The sequence below is a fragment of the Corallococcus silvisoli genome, assembly GCF_009909145.1.
Taxonomy (GTDB): domain Bacteria; phylum Myxococcota; class Myxococcia; order Myxococcales; family Myxococcaceae; genus Corallococcus; species Corallococcus silvisoli.
In genome coordinates this window covers 63,204-89,048 of record NZ_JAAAPJ010000020.1, presented here as the reverse complement: position 1 = coordinate 89,048, position 25,845 = coordinate 63,204, and the positions used below count along the sequence as shown (strand labels likewise).

Genomic DNA, 25,845 nt, shown 5'->3' with positions numbered 1-25,845 from the left:
GGGCAGGCAACGGCGGGGACTAGTCCTCACCCATCAGCTTCTCGATGGCCGCGAGCTTCTGATCGAGCAGCGACCCCAACTCCTCCTGGGGACGCTGCTCCAGCTCCGCCAGCGCCGGGCCCGCGTCGTCCGTCGGCGCCTGCTCCGCGACAGGGACGAGGGGGCCCAACTCGAAGACCTCCAGGGCCAGATGGTCGACCAGGGACTCGATGCTGGGATGCTCGAACACCAGCGTCGCCGCCAGGGGGCGCTCGAGTCCCAGACTCGACTGGAGGCGGTTCCTCAGCTCGACGGCCATCAGCGAGTCCAGGCCTGAGTCGAACAGCCGCAGCCCCCCTGACATCGGCTTGGAGGGATCCAGCCCCAGCACCTGGACCACCTGCTGATGGACGTGCTCCAGCAGCGTCTCCTGCTGACGGCCACGAGACAGCCCCTTCAACCGCGCCCGCATCGGCGACGCGGTCGCTCTGGGCATCCCGGCGCGCGCCTCGGCGAGCAGCCCGCTCAGGACCTTCGGCGCGTTCACCTCTCCGAAGCGCTGGAGGTACGCGGGCCACTCGATGGGCAGCACCGCCACCTGCGCGCGCCCTGAATCCATCGCGCGCCCCAGCAACGCCAGCCCCTGCTCCGGTTCAATCCATTCAAACCAGCGCCGCGCCTCCGGCACCCCGAGCGCAGCCGTCATTCCGCCGCCACTCCAGGGGCCCCAGTTGATGCTCACCGCGCGGAGCCCCAGCGCCCTCCGGTGATGCGCGAGCGCATCCATGAACGCGTTCGCGGCGGAGTAGTTGCCCTGCCCCGCGGCCCCCAGCAGTGAAGCGGAGGACGAGAACAGCACGAAGAAGTCCAGCGGCAGTTCCCGCGTCTGCTGGTGGAGGTTCCAGCTCCCTCGTTGCTTCGGTGCGAGCACGCGCTCGAAGCGGGCCCAGTCCTGGTGGAGGATCGTTCCGTCCTCCACCACGCCTGCGACATGCATCACGCCCCGCAGCGGTGGAGCGTTGGTCGCGAGGGTGGACAGCGCGCGTGCGACGTCCTCGGAGCGCGAGACGTCTCCCTGCACGCACTCGACTCGTGCCCCGACCTCCCGAAGCAGCCGCAGCGCCGCCACCGCCTCGGGGCTCGCCTCCTTCCGCCCCATCAACACCAGATGGCGCGCACCGCGCTCCACCATCCACCGGGCCACCTGGAGGCCAATGGCACCCAGACCGCCCGTGATGAGGTAGCTCGCATCCGGCCGGAGCCGTGAGATGGAAGGCGTCGTGTTCGGTGCCACCTCGCAGCGCGCGAGGCGGGCGACGTACCTCCGTCCGTTCCGGTAGGCGACCTGCTCCCCCTCCGGCGTCTGGAGGACTTCCTCCCTCAGAGCGCGAAGCTCCTCGTCGCGCGAGCCGCCATCGAGGTCGATGAGCGCTCCCCAGGACTCGGGGTGCTCCACCGCGAGCGTGCGGCCGAGTCCCCAGAGCGCCGCATTGGCCAACGTCGGAGGAGCCGCGTCATGGCCGGTGCGCTGCGTGCCGCGCGTCACCATCCACAGGCGAGTTGGTGTCGTGCCGCCACTCCGGCCCAGCGCCTGTGCCAGATGGAGCGCCCCCATGCAGGCCAGGTCCTGGGTCGACGGCGCGTCCGGCCCGCCATCGAGCCCCCACAGGTTCAGGACCGCCCGGCAGGGCTCACCGCCCGTCGCCGAGACCTCATGGAGCAGGCGTGAGAAGTCCTCGACGCGAGCCGGGTCGAGCGTGAACGTCCGGCCGTCGCGAGCCTCGAAGGTGCTTCCCGGGCGCACCACCACACAGCGCGCCCCATGAGCCTCCAGAGACTCCGCGAGCGCATCGCCCAGGCCACCGCCATCCGCGAGCAGCACCCAGGTCCCTCGCGGTGCCATGCCCTCATGGAGCCCCTTCAAGGGGCGAAGCTCCCAGGCGAGCTCGTAGGTCCAGTCCCGCCCGGTGCCGAGCATCCGCCGCAATGCGGAGCGGCTGACCTGTTGGAAGCGAAGGCCCTCCAACTCGACGCACACCGCCCCGGTTTCATCGAGGATGCGGACATCCGCGGTCACGGTGCCGTCAGCCGCGCCAGCCGTTGACTGCATCGTGACGTGGCTCCAGCAAGCCGTGCCTGGTTCACGCCAGAAGACGAGTCGCTTCAGCGCGACGGGCAGAGCGAGCACATCGTCGATGGGGCCGACTCCCTCTCCGAGAAAGAGGGCGCCACAGACCTGAAGACACGCATCGAGCAACGCAGGATGCAGCGGCGCTCCCCACGCATCCGAGGACAACACCTCGGGGCGCCGGACCCAACCCAGCGCTTCCCCCTGACCCAGGTGGATGCGCTCGACTCCCTTGAAGGCCGGGCCGTAATGGATCCCTCGTGCCTCGAAGTGTGAGGAGAGCTTCGCCGCTGGGACCTCCGTGGGGCACCGCGCCAGCAACCCCGAGAGTCCGCGCGGCTCAGGTGAGGCGACATCAGGCCGAGCCCTGGAGAGACTTCCCGACGCATGCAACGTCCAGCGCGGCTCCTTCGAGCCTCGGGCGCCTTCACCTTGCGCGCTGAAGAGCTGGAAGGCGTGCGTGTCGTCACCGCTTGGCGAGACGACGCACTGAAGGAGACGCTCACCGTCACCGCGCAGGACGAGCGCGTCGTGAAGGTTCAGGCCGTCCACTGCGTGTGCACCAGCCCCCAGGAGGTCGGCGGCCGCGGCTCGCGCCAGCTCCATGTAGACCGTGGCTGGCAGCACCGTCGCGCCGTGCACCCGGTGCTCGGCCAGGAATGGCATCCCTCCGGTGCCTACCGACGACTCGAAGACTGTCTGCTTGAGCGCGGGGGACACGATGCGTCGTCCCAGCAACCCCAGGCCCCCCGCACTCAACGCCGCGGGGCGCGAGCGCTCGCGAGGGCGCTCGACCCAGTAGCGCTCACGCTGGAAGGGATACGTGGGCAGCGGCGTGCGTCGACGCGCGTGTGCCTTGTCCAATCCCTCCCAGTCCACCTCCACGCCCCTCACGTACAGCCTCGCCATGCTCCCCAGCAGCGTCTCCCAATCGCTGCTCCCGGGCCTCAGGCTCCCCACCCACTCCGCCTCCCCCTTCCCCAGGTACCTCTTCCCCACTCCCGTCAGCGTCGGCTTCGGCCCCACCTCCACGAAGACCCGGTACCCCCTCTCGTACAACCCCTTCACTCCCTCCCAGTACCTCACCGGCTCCCTCAGGTGCCTCGCCCAGTACCCCGCCTCCTTCTCCTCTCCTCCCTTCACCGCCCTCCCGCTCACGTTCGACACCAACTCCAACCGCGCTCGCTCCATCCTCACCTTCCCCGCCGCCCTCTCGAACGCCTCCTTCATCGGCTCCATCAGCTCCGAGTGGAACGCGTGCGTCGTCTTCAACACACGGCACTCCCTCCCCTTCGCCTTCAGCCTCCCCTCCACCTCCTCCACCTCCTTCACCCTCCCCGCCAGCACCACCTCCTCTGGCCCATTCACCGCCGCCACCAACCCTCCTCCTCCCTCCCCCCTCACCTCCTCTTCACTCGCCAGCACCGCCACCATCTTCCCTTCTCCCTCCAACCCCTCCATCAACCTCCCTCTCTCCATCACCAGCTTCAGCCCCTCCTCCACGCTGAAGACTCCCGCCACGCACGCCGCCACGTACTCACCCAGGCTGTGCCCCATCACCGCCGCCGGCTTCACTCCCCACTCCGCCCACACCTGCGCCAGCGCGTACTCCACGCTGAACAGCGCCGCCTGCGACACGCTGCTTCTCTCCAGCTGCTTCCCCTTCCCTCCGTACAGCACCTCCACCAGCGACTCCCCCAGCTCCTCCTTCACCACCCCGTCGCACTTCTTCATCACCTCCCGGAACGTCTCCTGCGTCTCGTACAGCTCCCTCCCCATCCCCTCGTGCTGCACTCCCTGCCCCGTGAAGAGCAGCACCACCTCTTCTCCTCCCGCCTTCCTCGCCTGCCCCGCCGCCCCCCTCTCCACCGCCCCTTCCCTCTCGTACCTCTCCAATTCCTCTCTCAGCTCCTCCGCCGTCCCTCCCACCACCGCCACCCGGTGCGCGAACCGCCCTCGCCCCGTGTTCGCCGTGAAGCACGCGTCCCCCAGCTCTTCTTCCTCCAGCGCCTTCGCGTACCGGCCCGCCAGCTCCCTCAGCGTCTTCTCGCTCCGCGCTGACAGCGCCAGCACGTGCTTCGGCCGCTCCTTCCCCTTCCTCCGCTCCACCTCCGGCGCCTCCTCCAGCACCACGTGCGCGTTCGTCCCGCCGATGCCGAAGGAGCTCACCCCAGCGCGACGCGGCGTCGAAGCGGCACGCCACTCCGCGAGCCGCGTGTTCACGAAGAAGCGGCTGCGCGCGAAGTCGAGCTGCGGGTGCGGGCTCTTGAAGTTCAGGCTGGGCGGCAGGCGCCGGTGCTGGAGTGACAGCACGGTCTTGATCAACCCGGCGATGCCTGCCGCGACTTCCAGATGTCCCACGTTGGTCTTCACCGAGCCGATGGGGCAGACCCCCACCGCGTCAGCGCTGGCACCGAAGGCCTGCTGGAGCGCGGCGAACTCGATCTGATCGCCCAGCGGCGTGCCCGTCCCGTGGGTCTCGACGTAGCCGATGCTGGAGGGGCTGACGCCCGCAGCCGTCATCGCGGAGGAGATGACCGCGGCCTGGCCGTCCTGGCTCGGAGCCGTGTAGCCAATCTTCACCGAGCCGTCGTTGTTGACCGCGGAGCCGCGGATGACCGCTCGGATGCAATCGCCCTCCGCCAGCGCGTCGGAGAGGCGCTTGAGCACCACCACGCCCGCGCCACTCCCGAAGAGGGTGCCCTGGGCGTCCGCGTCGAACGCCCGGCAGTGGCCATCCGGAGAGAGGATGCCGCCCTGCTCGTAGAGATAGCCGGACTTCTGCGGCAACCGCACGGCGACGCCCCCCGCCAGCGCCATGTCGCACTCCCGGTTGCGCAGCGCCTGACTCGCGAGGTGGACAGCCACCAACGACGAGGAGCAAGCCGTCTGGACGCTGATGCTCGGGCCCTTCAGCCCGAGCCGGTAGGAGACGTGGGTCGCGAGGTAGTCCTTGTCGTTTCCAATCAGCGTCTGCAGGTCTCGAACAGCGCCCTCACGTCCCACCGACGAGCCGAGGTGGAACAAGAGGTAGTTGCTGAGGATGGAGCCGGCATAGACCCCCACCAGGGACTTGAGCCGCTTCGGGTCGTAGCCCGCGTCCTCGATGGCCTCCCACACGCACTCCATGAAGATGCGGTGCTGCGGGTCCGTGAGCCGGGCCTGCTTCGGCATGAGCCCGAAGTGCTCGGCATCGAAGTGCTCCACGTCATCGAGCACCGCGCTGGCCGGGACGTAGCGGGGGTCATCCAGGTGCGAGGGCTCCAACACCGAGCCGCGCAGCTCCTCCTCCGTGAAGAAGGAGACCGACTCGACGCCCTCACACAGGTTCCGCCAGAACTCCGCGAGGTTCCTAGCGCCGGGGAACCGGCCGGACATGCCGACAATGGCGATGGCCGACTCCAGCGCGCGGTCTGGCTGTGCGCTCGGCACGGCCATGCCCTTCGCGCGCGGCTCCTCGCGGACGGGCTCGACCCGAGGGGGTGACGGAGGAGCGGCGGGCCGCGCCTCGGCGCTCCTCGTCGACACGTACTCCGCCAACGCGCTGACGGTCGTGTACCGGAACATCTGGGCGATGGGGAGGTCGACGTGCAGTCGCTCTCGCAGCTTCCGGTGGACCTGGACGATCTGCACCGACGTGCCGCCCAGGTCGAAGAAGTTGCGATGGACATCCACCTCGTCCAGTTGGAGCACTTCCTGAAGGATGGTGGCGAGCGAGCGCTCCACCTCCGTGCGCGGCGCACGCGCCGTGGGCAGCTGCGTCTCCGCGCTCTCGGCCGGTGCGCGCAGGGCGTCGCGGTCCACCTTGCCGTTGGACGTCAGCGGCAGTGCGTCCATCAGGACGAACGAGGTGGGAACCATGTAGTCCGGAAGCCGGGCGACCAGATGGCGCCGCAGCTCCTCGGGGAGGGACGCGGCGGCCGCCGTGCGCGCCGCGGGCCGGCTCACCGCCACCGCTGCACCGACCCCTCCCGCCAGGAAGCTGTGCAGGAGGACATGCCCCTCATCCAGCTCGAGCTGCTGGCGCAACGGCTCGAAGTCCAGGCCTCCCACCGGACACAGGCCCAACGCGCCCCCCGCCGCCGTGCTCATCAACAGCTGGGCGATGTAGCCCGCTTCGAGCAGGCAGAAGTCCCGCGCGAGATCGCCATAGAGCGGCTGGATGGCCTTGAGCTGTCCGACCAGGAACACGGAGAGCGCCGCGTCGTCGAAGAGGGACCGGTTGCCGGGCGCGTGCTGGCCTCGGCTCAGGGTCGCGTCTGGCGTGAGCAGCACCAGCTCGTGCTGCTTCGGATGGTAGTAGTAGGTCCCGCCCTGGAGTCCGGTGACTCCCCCGGCCTTGATGTGCAGGTAGACCTGCACCGGATAGAGCCCTCCCGCCGAGGCATAGCGGTACTTGGGAAGGAGCGAGTCCTCGAGCTGGACCTGCATGAGGCAGCTCAACAGCTCGGCGAGCCGCTCGAAGGAGATGGGACCAGCGCGGAAGGACCTGTGGCTCCGCCGGTCGGTGATCTCCTGGAGCAACGCGGCGTCGAGCACCGGCCTCTGGAGCGGAACGGACTTCCGGAGCCCAACGTCCGCTCGCAGCCCGGGGCCCTTCAGCTTGAACTCGAGGCGCGCGATCGGATCGGAGATGACGCCCTGGAGCGGGCCCAGCTCATGCGCCTCATCCAGCGTCTCCTGCGCGGGCTCCTTCGCGAGGACGTTCGTCGGGATCGCGTCCGGGACGACATAGGCCACCAGACGCCGAGGCCCGCCCGGCTTCCCGAGCGCCTTGACCACGGCTCCCCGCACGGCCGGGTGCGTGTCGAGCGCGGCTTCGATCTCTCCCAGCTCGATGCGGTGCCCCTGGATCTTGACCTGGAAGTCCTCCCGGCCCAGGAACTCGATCACCCCGTCCGGAAGGAAGCGGCCCAGGTCTCCAGTGGCGTAGAGACGTTCGCCGGTTCGCGGGTGGACGATGAACCGGGCGGCGGTGCGCTCCGCGTCGCCGTAGTAGCCCAGCGCGACCCCCACGCCGCCAATGTAGAGCTGCCCCGCCACCCACTCCGGACAGGGCTCGAGCGCGTCGTCCAGCACATGGAAGCGCTGGTTCACCATCGGGTGGCCGTAGGGAATGCTCCGCCACGCCCGGTCGACCTCGCCGATCCGGTAGAGGATGGACCAGATGGACGCCTCGGTCGCACCGCCGAGGCTCACGACGTCGATGGCCGCGTGCTGGCTCCGGATCCGTCCGGGCAGCGTGACGGGAATCCAGTCACCGCTCATCAGGACCAGACGCAGGGAGTCCGGGAGGCGATGCCCGCCGCCCTCGACGAACTCGATGAGCATCTCCATCAGCGCGGGGACCGAGTTCCAGATCGTCACCCTGCCCCGCGACAGGACCGACAGCCAGTGGCTGGGGTCGCGCAGGGTGCCGGGCTCCGGCATCACGATGGCGGCCCCCGCTGCGAGCGCCCCGAAGACGTCGTAGACCGAGAGGTCGAAGCTGAGCGACGAGAGCGCGAACACCCTGTCTCCAGGGCCCACGCCGAAGCGCTCGTTCATGTCGACCAGGGTGTTCACCGCGCCCCGGTGGTCGATCATCACGCCCTTGGGCCGCCCCGTCGAACCCGAGGTGTAGATGACGTAGGCGAGGCCGTTGCCCAGGACGGGTAGAGGCCCCGCGTCCGCGACTTCGAGCGCTCCGTCATGGTCCACCGCGAGCCGCCGGGGCCCCTCGGGCCAGACCAACGACGCGTCGAGGTGGGCCTGCGTGAGCACCAGCTCGACGCGCGCGTCCTTCAGCAGCTCGTGGAGCCGTTCGGTGGGCAGGCCCGGGTCCAGCGGCAGATAGGCCGCGCCAGCGCGCAGGATGGCGAGCGCGGCCAGCACCTGCTCCGGCCCCTTCTCCGCGACGATGGCCACGAGCCGCTCCGGCATCGCCCCCTGGGCGATGAGCCACGACGCGAGCCGGGCCGAGCGCCGCTCCAGCGCTTCGTACGTGAGCACGCGCTCACCGGCGATGACCGCTGGCGCTTCGGGGCGCCGCGCCGCCTGACGAAGGAACAGCGTCTCCATCCGCTCCGGCGCGACCGGCCGCTCCGTGGCGTTGTAGGCCTCCCGGCGCGCGAGCTGCTCGGCGGGGAGGGGCTGTCGCGCGGGGGCGTCCCATGCGGACGGGTCCTCGACCAGCCGGCGCAGCAGCCGGCCATAGGCCTCGAAGAGCGCATCCACCAACCCCTGGGGGAACAGCGCGTCGACGGAGTCCCAGCTGAAATACAGCGCACCATTGAGCTCGAAGACCTGGTGGTCGAGCCACACCTGGGGCGTCTGGCTGACGACCTCGACGATTCGCACGCCTTCGCCCATGTGCAGCGAGCGCCCGGTCTCCGACAGCAGGCTCGTGAACACGAAGGGCATGCCCATCCCCGTGTCCAGACGGCCGAGCCGGGTCGCCTCTCGCAGGACCTGCACGCTCGAGACGACGGAGTGCTCCAGGTCGTCGAAGAGCTGGCCCTGGAGTCGCCGGGCCCGCATGGCGAAGGACTCCGGCCGGGAGCCGTCCACCTCCAGCAGGATGCCCGAGGTGAAGTCGCCGATGATCTTCTCCACGTCGTCGAGCAACGGCAGGCGGTTGAAGAGGGTCAGGTTGAGCGTCAGCCGCTGACCGCGGCCGTGAGCGCGAAGCACCTCGCCATACGCCGCGGCCAGCGCCATGGAGGCCGTCACCCCCGCCGCCGCGGCGCGCTCGCGGAACGTCCTCCACGCGGCGGGGTCCAGCCCGCCCTTGCGGCGCTTGAAGCGACGAGGCCCCCTGCCCTCCACGTCGGCGGCGAGCGGCAACTCCGGCGGGCCGGGCAGCGTCTTCAGCCGCTCACGCCAGTATTCGAGCGCGCGCTGATAGGCCTCGGCCCCCTGCTCACGGCGCTTCGCGGCGGCGGCGAAGTACTCCCGGAAGGTGTGCTTCAGCGGCGGCAGCGGAGCGTCCGGGTCCTGGTACAGCACGACGCACTGCTCGATGAGGAGCTGGACGCTGAGGGCATCCGCCACGAGCAGGTCGAGGCTGACGTGCACGTGGACCGGTCCCCCCGGGAGCTGGGAGGCGCGGACCTCGAAGAGCGGGAAGCGGTCGGCCGGGAGCACCTGATGTGACAGCTCGGCGCGAAGCTCCCCCAGGTGGGCGTCGACCTGCTCGGCCGAGGCCGCGCGAAGGTCGTAGGCCGTGACGCGGAACGGAGGCACGGAGGCCAGGACCACCTGCTCGCCCGTCGGGAGCACCACCATGCGCAGCATGTCGTGATGCTCGATGAGCCGCTGGAGCGCGCGCTCGAGCCGAGCGGGGTCCAGCGCATCGAACGCGAGCTCCAGGTAGCTGTGCGCCGCGACGCCGCCCGCGTCGAAGGCATCCTGTCGCCCCACCCAGTAGGCGTTCTGGATGTCGGTGAGTGGAAACGGCGAGAAGCGCGCACCCTCGGGTGGCTGGACCACCGCGGCCCGGACCTCCGCCACGCGGTGGGCGGCGCTCAGGTGCTCCACGAGCTGGCTCTTGCGCTCCCGCAGCGCCGTGCGCACCTCTTCCGTGACGTGGCCCGGGGGCGCGCGAAACCGCAGCGCATCCCCTTCCACCCACAGCTCGATGCCCTTCTGCTGGAGCTCGACGATGAACTCGGCGGCCTTCACAGGGCCCCCTCTTCCCAGGCGATGGAGCCGCCCAGCAGGCCGTGGAGGTACACGTGCGGCTCCTCCAACCGGAACGCATCCCGGACGTCGTCGAAGCGCAGCTCGCCCACCTGGCAGAGCCCCAGTTGCTGCTCGGCGGCGCGCATCTCCAGCAACTGCGAGATGAGCCCCGCCTCGAGCAGCGCGAAGTCCCGCCACTTCTCGCCGTAGAGCGGCGCGATGGCTCGCCGGTCACAGACCAGGAAGAGCGAGAACGCCGAGCTCGCGAACAGGGGCCGGTTGGTGGGCACGTGCAGGCTCGCGTCGAGCGCGCCCTTCGCCGTGAGCCGCACCAGCGCGTGGCGAACCGGCTCGTGGTAGTACGCGCCCGCTTCGAGCCCCTGGACCCTCCCGGGAGCGACGTGGAGGTAGAGCTGGACGCCGTAGCTGTTTCCGGCCGAGCCGTACTGGTATTTGAAGCGCCCCCCGATATCGAACGAGCGCAGACATGACAGCAGGCGTCCCAGCGCCTGGGCCTCCACGGGCGCGGAGGAGAACGTCCGGTGGCTGGCGCGCTCCAGATGCCGGCGCCGTGCTTCGGCCTCGGCGGGTTCGGCCAGCGCGACCACCGCCGTCCCCGGGTCGAACGCGCGGACACCGTGCCGGGCGCGCTTCCAGGCCTCGCGTTGTTCGAGGTCCAGCAGCAGCCCCTCCTCGGCCTTCGGTCCCACGGCCTCGCCCGTGGCCTCCTCCGCCGGCTGGCGCCGGGTGTAGTAGGCGACGATCTCCGCGGTGTTCCGCAACGTCAGGAACTCCGACATCCGGGGCCTGTTTCCAAACGCCTTCTCCAGCAGCGTCGCGAGCTTGATCAACTCCACCGATGTAGCGCCCAATTGGAGCAGCGAGGCCTCGGGCTCGACGCTGGGACGCTTCAGGACCTCTGCGACGAGCTGGGTGACCTGGGTGAAGATCTTCCCGCCGCGCGCATCCATGGGGCCCGCGCCGCGGGAGGGCTCCTCCACGGGCGTGGGCAAGGCCTTGCGGTCCACCTTCCCGTTCGCCGACTGCGGCAGAGCCTGAAGGCGCACGAAGACGCCCGGCACCATGTAGTGCGGCAACGTCCGGCCCAGGAACTCCCGCAGCGCGTCGTCCGAGGGCGACGGCTGTCCCTCCACGGGGACGACGTAGCCCACCAGCCTTCGCAGGGTGCGCTCTCCAGGAGCGGCGACCACGGCCTCGCGGATGGCCGGATGCCGCGCGAGCGCGGCTTCAATCTCGCCCAGCTCGATGCGGTGCCCGGCGACCTTGACCTGGAAGTCCTTCCGGCCCAGGAACTCGATGTCCCCTCCCGGCAGGAAGCGGCCCAGGTCGCCCGTGCGGTACAGGCGCTCGCCCGTGCCCGGGTGCGTGAAGAAGCGCGCACGCGTCATCTCCTCGTCGCCGAAGTAGCCCCGGGCCAGTCCAACGCCTCCGATGAAGAGGTCGCCCGGCACGTGCTCCGGACGCGGAGCCAGCGCCTCATCGAGCACATGGAAGCGCTGGTTCAGCATCGGGCGGCCGTAGGGAATGCTGCGCGCCCCGGGGTCGACCTTGGCGATGGGGTGTAGGATCGACCAGACCGCGCCCTCGGTCGCCCCACCGAGGCTGATGACTCGGACCTCGCTGGACAGCTTCCGGATGCGGTCCGGAAGCGTGACGGGGATCCAGTCACCGCTCAGCAACACCAGGCGAAGGGACTCCGGGAGGCGCTCCCCGCGCGACTCCACCACGTCCACGAGCATCTCCATCAGCGTCGGGACGGAGTTCCAGACCGTCACGCGCGCTTCGCGGATCCACCGCAACCAGCTCGTGGGCTCCCACGTCGCCTCGGGCTCCGGCAGGACGAGCGTGGCGCCCGCCGCCAGACTCCCGAAGATGTCGTAGACCGAGAGGTCGAAGCCCAGCGACGAGAGGCCGAAGACCCGGTCCTCCGGGCCGACCTTGAAGCGCGCGTTGATGTCCTGGAGGGTGTTCGCCGCGGCGCGGTGCTCGACCATCACCCCCTTGGGACGGCCCGTCGAACCGGAGGTGTAGATGCAGTACGCGAGGTCCGAGGCCGAGCGCGACGGCACCGACGGAGGCGCGCCGTGCGCGCTGTCCTGGATGCTCACCACCCGGACCGCCTCCGGCCACGCGAACCGCTCCACCTGCCCCGGCTCCGTCACCACGACCTGGACCTTCCCCTCCTGGAGCAGGACCCGGCGGCGCTCCTCCGGGAGCGTGGGGTCGATGGGGAGGTAGGCCGCCCCGGCCAGTGGGATGGCCATCGCCGCGACCACCTGCCGCCAGCCCTTCTCCAGGACGACGGCGATCAACCCGTCGGGCCGCGCCCCCAGCTCGACCAGATGGGTGGCCAGCGCACCCGCGTGACCGCGAAGCTCCTCGTAGCTCAGCGTCCGCCCCGCGCTCACCACCGCGGGCCGGGAGGGCTCCCGCCGCGCCTGGGCCAGGAAGAGCGCGTCGAGGCGCGCCTCGGGGATGGGAGACGCGGTGGCGTTGAACACCTCCCGGCGCACGGCCTGTGCCTTCGGGAGGCGCACCGGGGAGCGCTCCCCCCAGGATGCGTCGTCATCGGCGAGCCGGCCCAGCAGCTCCTCGTAGGCCGCGAAGGCGTCCTCGAGCATGCCCTCCGGGAACAGCCCCTCCGGGCTGTCCCAGGAGTAGCAGAGCGCGCCGTCGTCCTCCCGGACCTGATGGTCCAGCCACACCTGCGGCGTCTGGGTGATGGCGTGGACCGTCTCGCCCAGCCACCCGAAGGGAGAGCCCCCAGCCGCCTTGCTGGGCCGGTGCCCCAGGAGGCTCGTGAAGACGATGGGCATGAGCGCCCCAGGCCCCTCCCGCCGCCTTGCGCGCTCACGCATCACCCGCACGCCACTGAAGTGCAGGTGCTCGAGATCCCTCGCGAGCTGATCCCGAAGCTGGACCGCGCGATGGGTGAACGACGCGCCACGGCCGTCGACCTCGAGCAGCGCGTTCGTCGTGAAGTCGCCGACGACCTTGTCGATGGCGGGATGGATGGGCAGGCGTCTGAAGAGGGTGAGGTTCAGACAGAAGCGGGCGCTCTCACTCCAAGCCGCGAGGACCTCCGCGAACGCGGCACAGACCACGCCAGAGCGGGTCAGCCCCGCCTCCGCGGACCGCTGCTTCAAGCGCTCCCACCGCCTCGCATCGAGGCTCCCGCGCAGCCGCCGGAACGCGGGACGCACCAGCTGCTCGGGAGGCGTGGCCAGCGGAAGCACCGGTGCTTCCGGCAGGTCATCGAGGCGCGCGCGCCAATAGGCCTCGGCGCTCCGGTAGGCATTCGTATCGCGGGCGGCGATCTCCGCGAGCACATGCTCCCGGAAGGACACCGGCACCGGCTCGAGCGTCCGCTCCGGATCCACGTAGAGCTCGCGCCACTCCTCCAGGAGCGCGAGCACGGCGGCGGCATCCATCGTGATGGCATCGATGTCGAAGTGGATGCGCGTGCGGTTCCCATCGAGCAGCGTCGCGCGGAGCTCGAAGCTGGGCCACTGCCCCGGAGGCACGGAGCGGTTGGAGAGCTCCTGGCGGATCGCGGCGAGCTTCGCCTCGACCACGTCGTGCGCCTGCCCGCGCAAGTCCAGCACGGGCATGGAGAAGGCGGGCACCTGCTCCAGCACCCGCTGCTCTCCCGACGGGAGCACCACCGCGCGCAGCATCGCGTGCTGTTCGATGAGGCGCTGCCACGCGCGCGACAGCCGCGCCACGTCCAGCTCGCGGCCGTCGAGCTCGTGGTACAGGTGACAGGAGATCCCCCCGACGCCGAAGTCGGTGCCGCGCCCGACCAGGTAGGCCTCTTGAATCTCGGTCAGCGGAAAGGGCGCGTGCTCCTGCTCGGAGCGGAGGTCCGCGCTCCGCCGCAGGAGCAGGGCGACCATCTCCGCCTTCCGGGCGGCGATGTGCTTCTGAAGCTCGGGAGTGATGACGTTGCGCGCGGCGCGGACGCGGAGGTGCTCGTCCTCGACCTTGAGCTCCACACCCAGACGCGTCAGCTCGGCAATGAGTTCGGTGGCATTCAAAATCGGAACTCCTCCATCGGTTCATCGAGGGCCGCTTCCGGCGGAGGCGGTACGGCATCGAGGCTTTCCAGGACGAGCTTCACGAGGTCGTCGAAGCTCAGGCCGCTCAGGAGCTTGACCGCCGGAACCGAGAGCCCCAGCGCCAGCTCCAACCTCGCCTTGAGCTTCATGCCCATCAGGGAGTCGAAGCCGAAGCGGACCAGTGGCAGTCGGCCGTCGGCCAGATCTCCAGGGAGGGCCAGCATGGAGACCACCTCGCGCCGCAGCGCGCCCTCGACCCGCCCCCGTCGCTCCTCGGGGAGCAGCCGGACCAGCTCCTGGAGCTGAGGGAGTCCCTCGGGCGCCGGGCGCGCGGCCTGGGGCTGTGAGCGGATGAAGTCGGTCAGCAGCGAGGCATGGTCCGCCGCGGGATATGCCCGTCCCCACTTCACCCAGTCGATGCGGGCGATGCCCACATGCGTCTCGGCGGTGCCGCGCAAGAGCCTCCCGAGGATGGCCACGCCGTCATCCGGCGCGAGGCTCTCCAACCCCAGGGCCTCGAGCCGCGCGCCACGGTCGGCCCGCGCCGCCGCGAGTCCGACCTCCGCCCAGGGGCCCCACGCGAGCGAGTGCGCCGGCAGTCCGCGCGACCGTCGCTCGGCGGCCAGCGCATCCAGGAAGGCATTCGCGGCGCTGTAGTTCGCCTGCCCCACCCCGCCGAGCAGCGCGGCGATGGAAGAGAACATCACGAAGAAGTCGAGCGGATCCTCCCGCGTCTGCTGGTCCAGGTGGAGGGCACCCGCGACCTTCGGCCGCAAGACACGCTCGATGCGCTCGCGCTCCTGCCGGACCAGCAACGCATCATCGAGCAGCCCCGCGGCATGGATGACGCCACGGAGCGGAGGCATGTTCGCGCGGAGCTCCGCGAGCGCACGCGCGCAGGACTCCCGCTCGCCGACGTCCGCCTGGAGCACGCGCACCGAGACGCCCTCCGAAGCGAGGGCCTGGAGCACGGCGCGGGCCTCATCCGAAGGCGGGGTGCGGCCCAGGAGCGCCAGGTTTCGCGCGCCCTCCTTCGCGAGCCACCGCGCGCACCGCAGCCCCAGCCCACCGAGGCCCCCCGTGATGAGGTACGTGGCGTCCGCGGAGACCGGCACGGGCCCGGGCTCCGGAACCACGTCCAGCGGCTGGAGCCGCTGCGCGAGCCGCACTCCGTCTCGCCAGGCGATCCGGTCCTCCCCATCCAGGACCCGCAGCTCCGAGCGCAGCGAGTGAACCGTGTCCGCGGCCGGCGCCGGGTCCAGGTCCACGAGGGTGCAGCGCAGCTCAGGGTGCTCATGGCGCAGCGTGGCCCCGAGCCCCCAGAGCGGCGCCTGGGCCAGCGCGAGCGCCTGCTGCCGCGCGTCGGTCGACTGCGCCCCCTGAGTGACGAGCCAGAACCTGGGGGGCAGGCCTCGCTCCATCCGGGTCAGGGCCTGGAGGACCCGCACCGCGCCGACCAGGACCTCGGTGGTGGCCTGCGCCTCGCTCCCCGGCTCCAGTGCGCCCACGTCCAGGGCCGCGAGGTACACCACGCCGCGGTAGGTGCGCGCGCCCAGCGCCTCTTCCAGCCGACGCTGCAGCGACGCATCCGACTCCGCGGGCTCGGGCGCGGCCATCACCTGGCAGCGGGAGCCCTCGGCGCCAAGCCGGTCCGCCAATGCGGCGCCAACGCCACCGCGATCCGTCACCAGCAGCCATGCCCCGGAGTCCCGCGCCGGAGTCGCGGCGGGGGGAGGAGTGGGTCGCCAGCGGACCTGGAACAGCCCCTGTCCGAGCGCGCGCACGCTGTCACGCGCGAAGGCCTCGCGCGGGGCGCGCTTGACGATGAGCCCTTCAATCAACGCGACCGTCGCGCCGTCCTCTCCGAAGAGGCGGAAGTCGGCGCTCAGCGTCTCACCGTCACGGCCGCCCTCGGGCCGCAGCACCGCGTGCGCCCAGAGCGTGCCGCGAGGCGGTGACAGGAAGACCACGCCTTCGATCCCCACCGGGATGTAGGGCACGCCGTCGTCGCGTCCGAGGCCCGGGATGCCGCGCAGGACATGGAAGACGGAGTCGATCAACCCGGGGTGCAGCGGCGTCCCCGGGTGCAGGTCCTCGGGTTCAGGCGCGCGCATGCGCCCCAGCGCCTCACCCTCTCCCTGCCAGAGCTGTTCGACCCAGCGGAAGCGTCGCCCGAGCGAGATGCCCTCGGCGTCCATCGTCTCGTAGATCCGGGGCATCTCGAGCAGCCGCGAACATCGCGCTCGCAGTTGCTCCAGTGATGGCGACGCGGACGTGTCGGCCCGCGGCGCATGGGACAGCACCTTGCCCTCGGCATGGAGCACCCAGCCACCGTCCCCGCCCACCTCCGGCTCCTGACTCTGGATGCGCAGCGACGCGCGCCCCCCCTGCTCCGCGCCCACCACCACCGAGACCGGACGCGGCAGCCCCTCCTCCAGGACGAGCGCCCGAGGGAAGACGATGTCGGCCAGGCGAATCGGAGAGGAGCCATGAAGCGACTGGAGCGCCGAGAGCACCATCGACACATGCCCGGCGCCCGCCACCACCACCGCGCCGTGAAGCAGGTGCTCGCGCAGGAACGGCATCCGATCCACCGACAGCTCCACCTCGAAGAGGGTCTCCGCCAACGGAGAGCGCACCCGGCGCCCGTGCAGGGGAAGCTCCGCTTGGGGAGAGGGAGGCCGCGAGGCCGGGGCGGGATGGGCGACCCAGTAGCGCTCCTTGGCCCACGGATAGGGCGGCAGCGGCACCAGCTCGCCGCCCTCTGGGAAGAGCTGTCCCCACGCGGGGGAGACGCCCGCGACGAAGAGGCCTCCCAGCAGCGCGCGCAGGGTGTGGCGCTCGGACTCTCCCCGCCGCAGGGCCGACACCACCGTCACGCTCTTGCCCGCCTGCTGGAAGCACTGCTGGACCGGGCGCGACAGGACGGCGTTGGGTCCGATCTCGACGAAGAGCGAGTGGCCGTCGTTCGCGAGCTCGGCGATCGCGGGCGCGAAGCGCACCGGCTGCCGGAGATTCCGGGCCCAGTAGTCGCGGTCGAAGTCACCGCCTGCCGCGCGGCGCCCGGAGACCGAGGAGAAGATGGGGATCGTCTCGGGCCGTGGGCGCAGCCCGCCCAGCGACTGTCGCAGCGCCTCCAGGTGGGGCTCCACGGCATGGCTGTGCGAGGCATAGTCCAGGCCGAGTCGGCGGCAGGAGACACCCCGCGCGGTCAGCGCGCCAAGCACCTCCTCCATGGCGCCCGCGTCACCGGACAGCAGCACCGAGGTCGGGCTGTTGAGCGCCGCGACCGACAGTCGCGGCCCATGACTCGCGATGGCTTCGTTGGCCTCCTCCTCGGAGAGCTCGACCGCGCTCATCGCCCCGCCACCCGCGATGGCGGCGAGGATGCGGCTGCGCTCGAGCGTGATGCGCATCGCGTCCTCGACCGAGAGGACCCCGGCGGTGTGAGCCGCCGCCACCTCGCCGATGCTGGAACCCAGGACCGCGTCGGGCTCGATGCCCCAGGAGCGCAGCAACGCCACGAGCGCCGCCTGGAGCGCGAAGTGCGCGGGCTGGGAGATGTGGGCCAGCTCGAAGCGGGGCTGCTCTCGCTGAAGCTCCTCGATGACGGACCAGCCCGCGAGCTTCATCAGCACCGCATCCACGGACCGCAGGGCCTCGCGGAAGACGGGCTCCTCTTCGAGCAGCGCACGGCCCGCGCCGGACCATTGCCCTCCCTGTCCGGTGAAGAGGAAGACGACCCTGGGGGCCACGCCAGGGAGCGCATAGCCGGAACAGGCATCCGGGTGCGTCAGGCCGCGAAGGAAGGCGTCCATCGCCTCCGCCGCGCTGCTTCGGGAACGAGCCACCACGGCGAGCCGATGCTCGTGGTGACTCCGACGACAGCTCGCGGAGTAACAGAGGTCTAGCCACGCCGCGCCACCCCCTCCGGCCAGCGTCGCCGACAGGCGCCCGGCGGCCTCGCGCAGGGACTCCGCCGAACGGGCCGACAGGACCAGCAGCTCGGGTCGCTCCACGTGAGCCGGGGCCTCCGCTCGACGCTCGACGGGAGGGGCCTCTTCGACGACGACGTGGGCATTGGTCCCGCTGAAGCCAAAGGAGCTGACCCCGGCGATCCGACGCCCCCCCTCCGGGACGCGCCACGCGCGGTGCTCGGAGATCACCTCGACGGGCAGCTCGGCCCAGGGGATGTGGGGGCTCGGCGCCTTGAAGTGGAGACTGCGTGGCAGCTCGCGGTGTCGCAGCGCGAGGATGGCCTTGATGAGGCTGGCGATTCCGGCCGCGCCCTCCAGGTGCCCCAGGTTGGTCTTGACCGAGCCGATCCCCAGCGGCGAGGTGACGGGACGCCCACGCCCGAGGACCGCCGCGAGGGCCTGCACCTCGATGGGGTCTCCGAGCGAGGTCCCCGTGCCATGCGCCTCGACATAGCCGACGTCGAGCGGGGCGACGCCCCCCTGGCGCAGCGCGCTTTCGATGACGCGCTCCTGGGCCGGTCGGCTCGGCGCGGTGAGGCCGTTCGAGCGGCCGTCCTGGTTGACGGCCGTCCCCCGGATGACCGCGAGGACCGGGTCCCCGTCCGCGAGCGCCTGGGACAGCCGCTTGAGGACCACCACCCCCGCGCCTTCACCTCGCACATACCCGTTGGCGGCGCTGTCGAAGGCCTTGCAGGCCCCGTCCGGAGACAGCGCCTTCAGCTTCGAGAAGTAGACCGTCATGCGCGGCGAGAGCAGCAGGTTCGAGCCGCCCACGAGCGCGACGTCACACTCGCCTTCCCTCAGGCTCTGGCAGGCCAGGTGGGTGGCGACCAGGGACGAGGAGCAGGCGGTGTCGACGGCGAAGGTGGGGCCCTCCAGGCCCAGCGCGTACGCGATGCGCCCCGCCGCCACGCTCAGCACGCCCCCCGAACCCGAGTAGGCGTTGATGCCGCGCGCATCGGAGGCATTGAGCTCCAGCAGCGCGTAGTCACTCAGGCAGATGCCCAGGAACACCCCCGTGGGGCTCCCCTTCAGGCGCTCCACCGCCATCCCCGCGTTCTCCAGCGCCTCCCAGCTCAGCTCCAGCAACATCCGCTGCTGCGGATCCATCGACCGGGCTTCCGCCCCGGAGATCCCGAAGAACGAGGCGTCGAACGCGTCGACTTCGTCGAGGAAGCCACCGTGCCGCGAGTACGTCTTGCCCGGGACCTCCGGATCCGCGTCGTACCAGTCGTCGAGCGCCCACCTCGACGCGGGCACCTCGCGCACCGCGTTCACGCCATCGGCGAGCAGGCGCCAGTAGTCCTCCGGGCTCCGGATGCCACCGGGCAGCCGGCACGACATCCCCACCACGGCGATGGGCTCCGCGCCGTCCGTGGCCTCCCGGCGTGCCTTCACGGGTCGAGGTGCCGACTCGGAGGACACCGCGCCTTCGGCGGTGAGCTCGCGCCCGAGGAAGTCGAAGAGCTGACCCAGGCTCGGGTGATCGAACAGCAGCGTGACGGGCAGTGGCCGGCCGAGCACGGCGGCCAGACCGTTGCGCAGCTGCAAGGCCATCAGCGAGTCGAGCCCCAACTCCTGGAGAGGTCGACGGGGATCGATGGGCGACGCGGGCGACAGGCCGAGGACGTCGGCCGCCTGCGTCTGAAGCAGCGAGAGCAAGCGCGCCCGGGCCTCACGGGGCGACGCGCCCGCGAACACCCATCCGGGTGATGCGGGGCGAGGAGGCTCGGCACGACGAGGCGCCAGCACCTCGAAGAAGGGCGGGAGCGCCCCTTGCACGGCGCCCGCTCCGGCGCCCACGACCACCCCCTGCGTGAGGTCGGCGCGGAGGATGCCTTCCAATGCCGCGAGGGCAGCGTCTGGGGCGAGCATCCCCAGCCCGAAGCCAGACCACGCCTTGCCCGCGTCGGCGGGCAGTCGCGCGGCCATGCCCACCTCGGCCCAGGGGCCCCAGTTGATGCTCGTGGCCGTCAGGCCCCGGGCACGCCGTTGATGAGCCAGGGCGTCGAGGAAGGCATTGGCGGCGGCGTAGCTGGTCTGCCCGGTGGTCCCGAAGACAGCGCTCACTGAAGAGAACAGGGCGAAGAAGTCGAGGCGGTCGTCGAGGGTCTCGAGGTGGAGGTTCAGCGCCCCCTGGACCTTGGGAGCGAGCACACCGGCCATCCGCGCCGCGTCCTGGAGCACCAGGAGCCCATCGTCGAGGACTCCCGCCGCATGCACCACGCCCCGAAGGGGCGGCATCGACGCGCGGCCTTCGCCCAGCACCCGCGCGACGTCCGCACGCGACGCCACATCACCCCGTCCCACGACGACCGTCGCGCCCGCGGCTCGCAGCGCGTCCAGTCGCTCCTCCGCGAGCAGCCCCGGCGCGCCGCGTCCCATCAGTATCAGGTGACGCGCGCCCCGGTCGACCATCCACCGGGCGACCTCGAGCCCCAGGCCCCCGAGCCCTCCCGTGATGAGGTACGTGGCATCCGCCCCCAGCGGGAGCGGACGGGCCGCGCGCGGAAGCCTCGTCCGCGCGAGCCGGGCCACGAGGCGCCGACCCGCACGGAAGGCGATGCGGTCCTCGTCTCCCGACAGCGCGAGCTCCTGGGCGAGCAGCGCCGCGTCCTCGACAGGCCCGGACGGATCCAGGTCGATGCGCACACAGCGCAGCTCGGGATGTTCGAGGGCCACCACGTGCCCCAGCCCCCAGAGCGGCGACTGCTCGGTGACGAGGGGGCCGTCATCCGCGCCGGTCGACTGCGCGCCCCGCGTCACCAGGACGAGACGCGGTGGAACTCCGCCCTCCCGGGTCACCAGCCGCCGCACCAGCTCGACGCCACGCTCCAAGCCTTCGAGCGGCATCGCCGTGTCGAGGCCTCGAAGGTCGACGACTCCGACGAGGGTCCGCGCCGGGCCACCGAGCGCCTCCAGGCGCTCGAACAAGCCCTGCGTGTCATCCTGGCCGGTGGAGATCACCTCCACCCGTCCACCGCGAAGTTCGAGCTGTCGGGCGAGCCCCGCGGCGACGCCACCTCGGTCCGCGAGGAGGAGCCAGGGGACGGACGCCGGCGGAGAAGACAGCGGGGCCACGGGCCGGGGCTGCCACTCGACCTGGAAGAGCAGCGCCGCCGCCGCCGTATCGCGTCGCAGGACGGCTTCCCGTGGCGCCCGGCGAATCGTCAGCCCGCGGACCTCCGCCACGACCGTGCCCGACTCGTCCAGCAAGCGCAGGTCCACCGTCGAGGCTTCGTCGACCGCGCCCGTGCCAGCGCGAAGCACGAGATGGCAGAGGCGCGGGAGTCGCGACTCGTGGAGCGTGAACCGGTCGATGCCAATGGGGACGAAGGCCAGACCTTCGATGGACGAGAACCCGGAGACCGCGCCCAGCACCTGGAAGCACGAGTCGATGAGCCCCGGATGCAGCCGATAGTCCTCGGCGCCATCCTCCGCCTCCGGAAGCCGCAGCCGCCCCAGCGCCTCGCGCTCGCCCTGGAAGACCGCCTCCAACCAGCGGAACTGTCGCCCCAGCACCAGCCCCTGCCGGTCGATGCCCTCGTAGAAACGCTCGATGGAGGGAAGCTGCTCGAAGCGGGCTTCGAGCCCGGCAAGCGACTCGGGCGCGGGTGACGCCTCCCCGCCCCTCTCGAGTCGCCCCGTGGCGTGCAGCGTCCAAGGTGAGGACTCCGCGTCGCCCCGGGCGGGCCGGGTCGACAGCTGGAAGTCGCCACCGGCCGCGAGGGACACCTGGAAGATGCGCTCCTCGGAGTCCTCCATCACGATGGGACTCAGGAACAGCACGTCCTGGACGCAACAGCGCTCCGTGCCCCAGAGCGACCTCGCGGCCTCGAGCAGCATGCTGACCATGCTCGCGCCCGCGATGACCACCGTCCCGTAGAGCCGGTGGTCGCTCAGCAGCCGCACGCGGTCCGCGCGAAGCGAGGACTCGAAGCGGGTCTCCCCTGGAGGCGCCTCGACTGAGCGACCCAGCAACGGATGCGCCTGGACGGGCGCGGCACCGGGCGCGACATCGAACCAGTAGCGCTCGCGCTGCCAGGCATAGGACGGCAGCGCCACCCGCCGGCCCCCCTGAGGGAAGACGCCCGTCCAAGAGGGCTCGTGCCCCAAGGTGTGGAGCGCCCCCAGCGCGGCGAGCAACGTGACGCGGGGGGGCCGGTCGCGGCGCGCGGAGAACAGCGCCGATGTCCCCTCCACCCCCGAGGCCTCGAGCGTCCGGGTCAACGGCTGCGACAGCACGGGGTGCGGCGAGACTTCGACGAAGACCCGGCAGCCGTCGGCGAGCATCGCCTGGAGGGCCGGCGCGAACAGGACCCGCTGGCGGATGTTCGCGCGCCAGTGGGCCGCATCGAGCTCCGAGGCGGAGACGCGCCCGCCGCGCACGGTCGAATACAGCGGCGTCACCAGCGCCTTCGGCGCGAGCTCCCGCGTGCAGGCGTCGAGCTCATCCAGATGCGCGTCCATCTGCGCGCTGTGGAAGGCATGGTCGACGTTCAAGAGGCGAACACGAAGCCCCTGACGCTGGAGGCCGTCCCGCAGTGACTCCAGCGACGGGCGCTCCCCCGAGACGACGATGTCCTCTGGACCGTTGATCGCGGCGACAGACAGCGCGTCACCGTGAGGCGCGAGGAGCGGCAACAGCCGTTCGAGCGAGGCCTCCACGGTGGCCATCCCTCCGCGCCCGGCCGTGCGCCCCATCAAGCGGCTGCGGCTCACGACGAGGGCCATCGCCTCATCGAGCGACAGCGCTCCCGCGAGGTGCGCGGCGCTGACCTCTCCGATGCTGTGCCCCACCACCGCGTCCGGACGGATCCCCCACGCCGCCCACAGCGCGGCGAGAGACACATGGAAGGCGAACAGCAGCGGCTGCTCCACCTCGGTGCGCGGCGGAGGGGCCCCCTCCCGCGCGACCTCCATCGCGTCGATGAGGGATTCGCCCGTCCGCGCGCGGAACGCCAGGTCGCAGCGCTCGAACATCTCCCGGAAGCAAGGCTCCTCCTTGAACAGCCGGGTGCTCTCGCCGAGGGGGAAGCCCCCCTGCCCTGACAGCACGAAGCCCACGCGCGGCGCCTCGCCCTGCCGGACCACGCCCTGGGACTGGAAGGCCCGCGGGGGTGCGCCGCGCCCGAACGCCTCCAGTCCTTCGTCCAGGGCGAGCCGCGTCTGGGCCACCAACGCCAGCCGGTGCGCGTGGTGGTCGCGACGCAGGCCCGCCGTGGCGCAGAGCTCCACGAGCGAAAGCGTGGGCCTGTCGCGAAGGTGCTCGGCGACGCGAAGGGCCTGCTCCCGAAGCGCCGGCTCCGTCCTCGCCGAGAGGACGAACAGCTCCGAGGGCACGTCGCCGGAAGGAGGCACGGAGGCCTCCGGGGACACGCGCTCCCAACGAATCGCGTGGCCCGCCGCCGCGAGCGTGTCGAGCGCACGATGGAGCCCGTCCAGGTCCGGCTCGCCGCGCTGCATGCTGCCCAGGACCGAAGCCCGCGCCGCGCGGGCCTCGACGTTCTCCTCCACCGAGCGCGCGTGGATGGGATGAGGATTGACGTCGAGGAAGACCTCGTGCCCGGAGTCGAGCAGGGTCTTCACGGCGTCGGCGAACCGCACGGGCTCCCGGAAGTTGTCGGCCCAGTAGCCCGGCCCCAGCGACAGCCCTTCAACGAAGGCGCCCGACACCGTCGACACCATCGGAATGCGTCCCGGCAGCGGCCTGAGCGCCGGACAGCCCTCCAAGAAGAGGGACTTGAGGGGTTCGACCTGGGGGATATGGGCGTAGAAATCAATCTCGGCCGTGCGCGCGAAATGCCCCTCCGCCACCAGCCGCGAGGTGAAGTCCTGGAGCGCGGAGGGCTCCCCCCCGATGCCCGTGGACCGGGGGCTATTCACCGACGCGATCGCGATCCGCCCCGCGTAGGAGGCGATGCGCGCCTCCACTTCGGCGGCGGGAAGCCCCACCACGCCCATCCCCGCACCACCCGACACGCTCCGCTGGACCTGGATGTAGTGGTGTGCGAGCGCGAAGACCTCCTCCAACGTGAGGATCCCCGCCACCTGCGCCGCCGCCCATTCCCCCACGCTGTACCCGACGACCGCGCTCGGCTCGACGCCCCAGTCGCGCCACAACGCCGCGAGGGAGAGCTGGAACGCGAGGACGACCGGGAGCTGCACCTCACCCCGGTCGAAGCGCGAGCGAGGGCGAGGCGCGAGCAACGCATCGACGAGCGACCCGCCCCCGAGCCCCCGGAACACGGCGTCACAGGCCTCGAAGCGGGCACGGAAGACGGGCTGCGTGGCCAGCAGCTCCCGCCCCATGCCCCACCAGGCCGAGCCGGCGCCCGCGAAGAGGAACGCGACCTTCGGCGGCACGGGGGACACGGACGGCGGGCGGGGCACCACGAACGGAGGCCCAGCGGCCCGACGAGGCCCCGGAAGATACTCCTCGACGATGAGGTGACAGTTCGTCCCCCCAAAGCCGAAGGAGCTGATGCCCGCCAGCGAAGGCTCCTCGGCCCTGGGCCACGGAGTGAGCTCCGTCTGCATGCGCAAGCGCAGCGCATCGAACGGGATGTGCGGGTTCGGCTGCTCGAAGTGCAGGCTCGGCGGGAGCTTCCGCTTCCGGATGGAGAGCGCCACCTTGATGACGCCGGCGACGCCCGCGGCGGCTTCGAGGTGCCCGATGTTGCTCTTCACCGAGCCCACGCGCAGGGACTCCTCGGAGGACCGCGCCGGCCCCCCCAGGACCGCGCCCAGGGCTCGCGCCTCTATCGGATCGCCCAGCGGCGTTCCCGTCCCGTGCAGCTCGACGTACTGCACCCGCGCGGGGTCCACGCCCGAGGCGCCATAGGCCTCACGCAGCAGCCGCTCCTGGGCCTTGGGGCTGGGGGCCGTCAGCCCATTGCTGGCGCCGTCGTTGTTCACCGCGCCGCCACGAATGAGGCAGTAGATGGAGTCCCCGTCCGCCAGGGCGCGCGACAGGGGCTTGAGGATGACGACGCCGGCCCCCTCCCCTCTCCCATAGCCATTGGCTCGCGCATCGAAGGTCTTGCACCGCCCGTCCGGCGCGAGCGCGCCGAAGGCCGAGACCGCCATCAGCGTGCGGGGAGAGAGATTGAGTTGCGCGCCGCCCGCGAGCGCCAGGGTCGACTCGCCCGCGCGCAGGCTGCGACAGGCTTCGTGGATGGCGACCAGCGACGAGGAACAGGCGGTATCGATGGCCAGACTGGGGCCCTCGAACCCAAACACATAAGAAACCCTATTGGCGACGATGCTCCCAGCGTGGCCGGTGCATGTATGAAGAGAGGGCAATGCCCCATGGAGCGTCTGGAGATCGGCATAGTCCCGCCAGACCAGCCCGGTGAAGACGCCCGTCTTCGAGCCACGAAGCGTCCGCGGCGCGATGCCCGCATCCTCGAGCGCCTCCCATGACAACTCCAACATCAAGCGCTGCTGGGGATCGAGCTGCCCCGCCTCACGGGGCGAGATTCCAAAGAAGCCCGGGTCGAAACGGTCCACGGTGTCGAGGAACGCCCCCGGAGGAGGGTGAAGCCGCTCCCGCGACTCTGGAGTTGGCGCCCGGGAGGCGGCCTCCTCCCAGCGACCCGGGGGGACCTCCGTCACACAGTCGATGCCCTCCTGGAGGACCCGCCAGAACGCCTCGGCATCGGGCGCGGAGGGGAAGCGGCACGCCAGTCCAACGATGGCGATCGGCTCGGAAGCCTCCGGGGCGGATGTGTCCCGGACGCGATTCGACTCCGCCCCCTCCTCTGGATGCAGGAGATGGGCGGCGAGCCCCGCGGGGGTCGGATGCTCCCAGATGAGCGTGGGCGAGAGCGACCTGCCCAGCTTGTCAGAGAGTCTGGAGATCAACTTGAGCGCGACGAGCGAATCGACGCCCATCTGGAAGAACGGCGTCGCGAGCCCCACCTTGCCCGCCTCGAGCCCTAGCAACGAGGACAGCTCGACCGCGAGCCACGCACGCAGCGCGTCGACGTCGCGAACCCTCTCTTCCATTCCCTGCCTC

3 protein-coding genes are annotated in these 25,845 nt (G+C 71.1%); all 3 read right to left on the bottom strand.

Features of this window, described 5'->3' with window-relative positions:
* Nucleotides 1-19: 19 nt before the first annotated feature.
* The 3 genes from GTY96_RS31760 to GTY96_RS31750 are packed head-to-tail and all read right to left on the bottom strand — an operon-like array spanning nucleotide 20 to nucleotide 25,835.
* Nucleotides 20-9,769: a non-ribosomal peptide synthetase/type I polyketide synthase gene (locus tag GTY96_RS31760; protein ID WP_161666670.1), complete on the bottom strand. Its 9,750-nt coding sequence runs from the start codon at nucleotides 9,767-9,769 to the stop codon at nucleotides 20-22.
* Nucleotides 9,766-13,827 (bottom strand): non-ribosomal peptide synthetase, encoded by a 4,062-nt coding sequence (locus GTY96_RS31755; RefSeq protein ID WP_161666669.1) that lies wholly within the window; start codon nucleotides 13,825-13,827, stop codon nucleotides 9,766-9,768. The genes GTY96_RS31760 and GTY96_RS31755 overlap by 4 nt, the downstream gene beginning before the upstream one ends.
* Nucleotides 13,824-25,835 carry a type I polyketide synthase gene (locus GTY96_RS31750; protein ID WP_161666668.1) on the bottom strand — a complete coding sequence of 4,004 codons (12,012 nt, stop codon included), beginning with the start codon at nucleotides 25,833-25,835 and terminating at the stop codon, nucleotides 13,824-13,826. Before GTY96_RS31750 ends, GTY96_RS31755 begins: the two co-directional genes overlap by 4 nt.
* Nucleotides 25,836-25,845 lie beyond the last annotated feature (10 nt).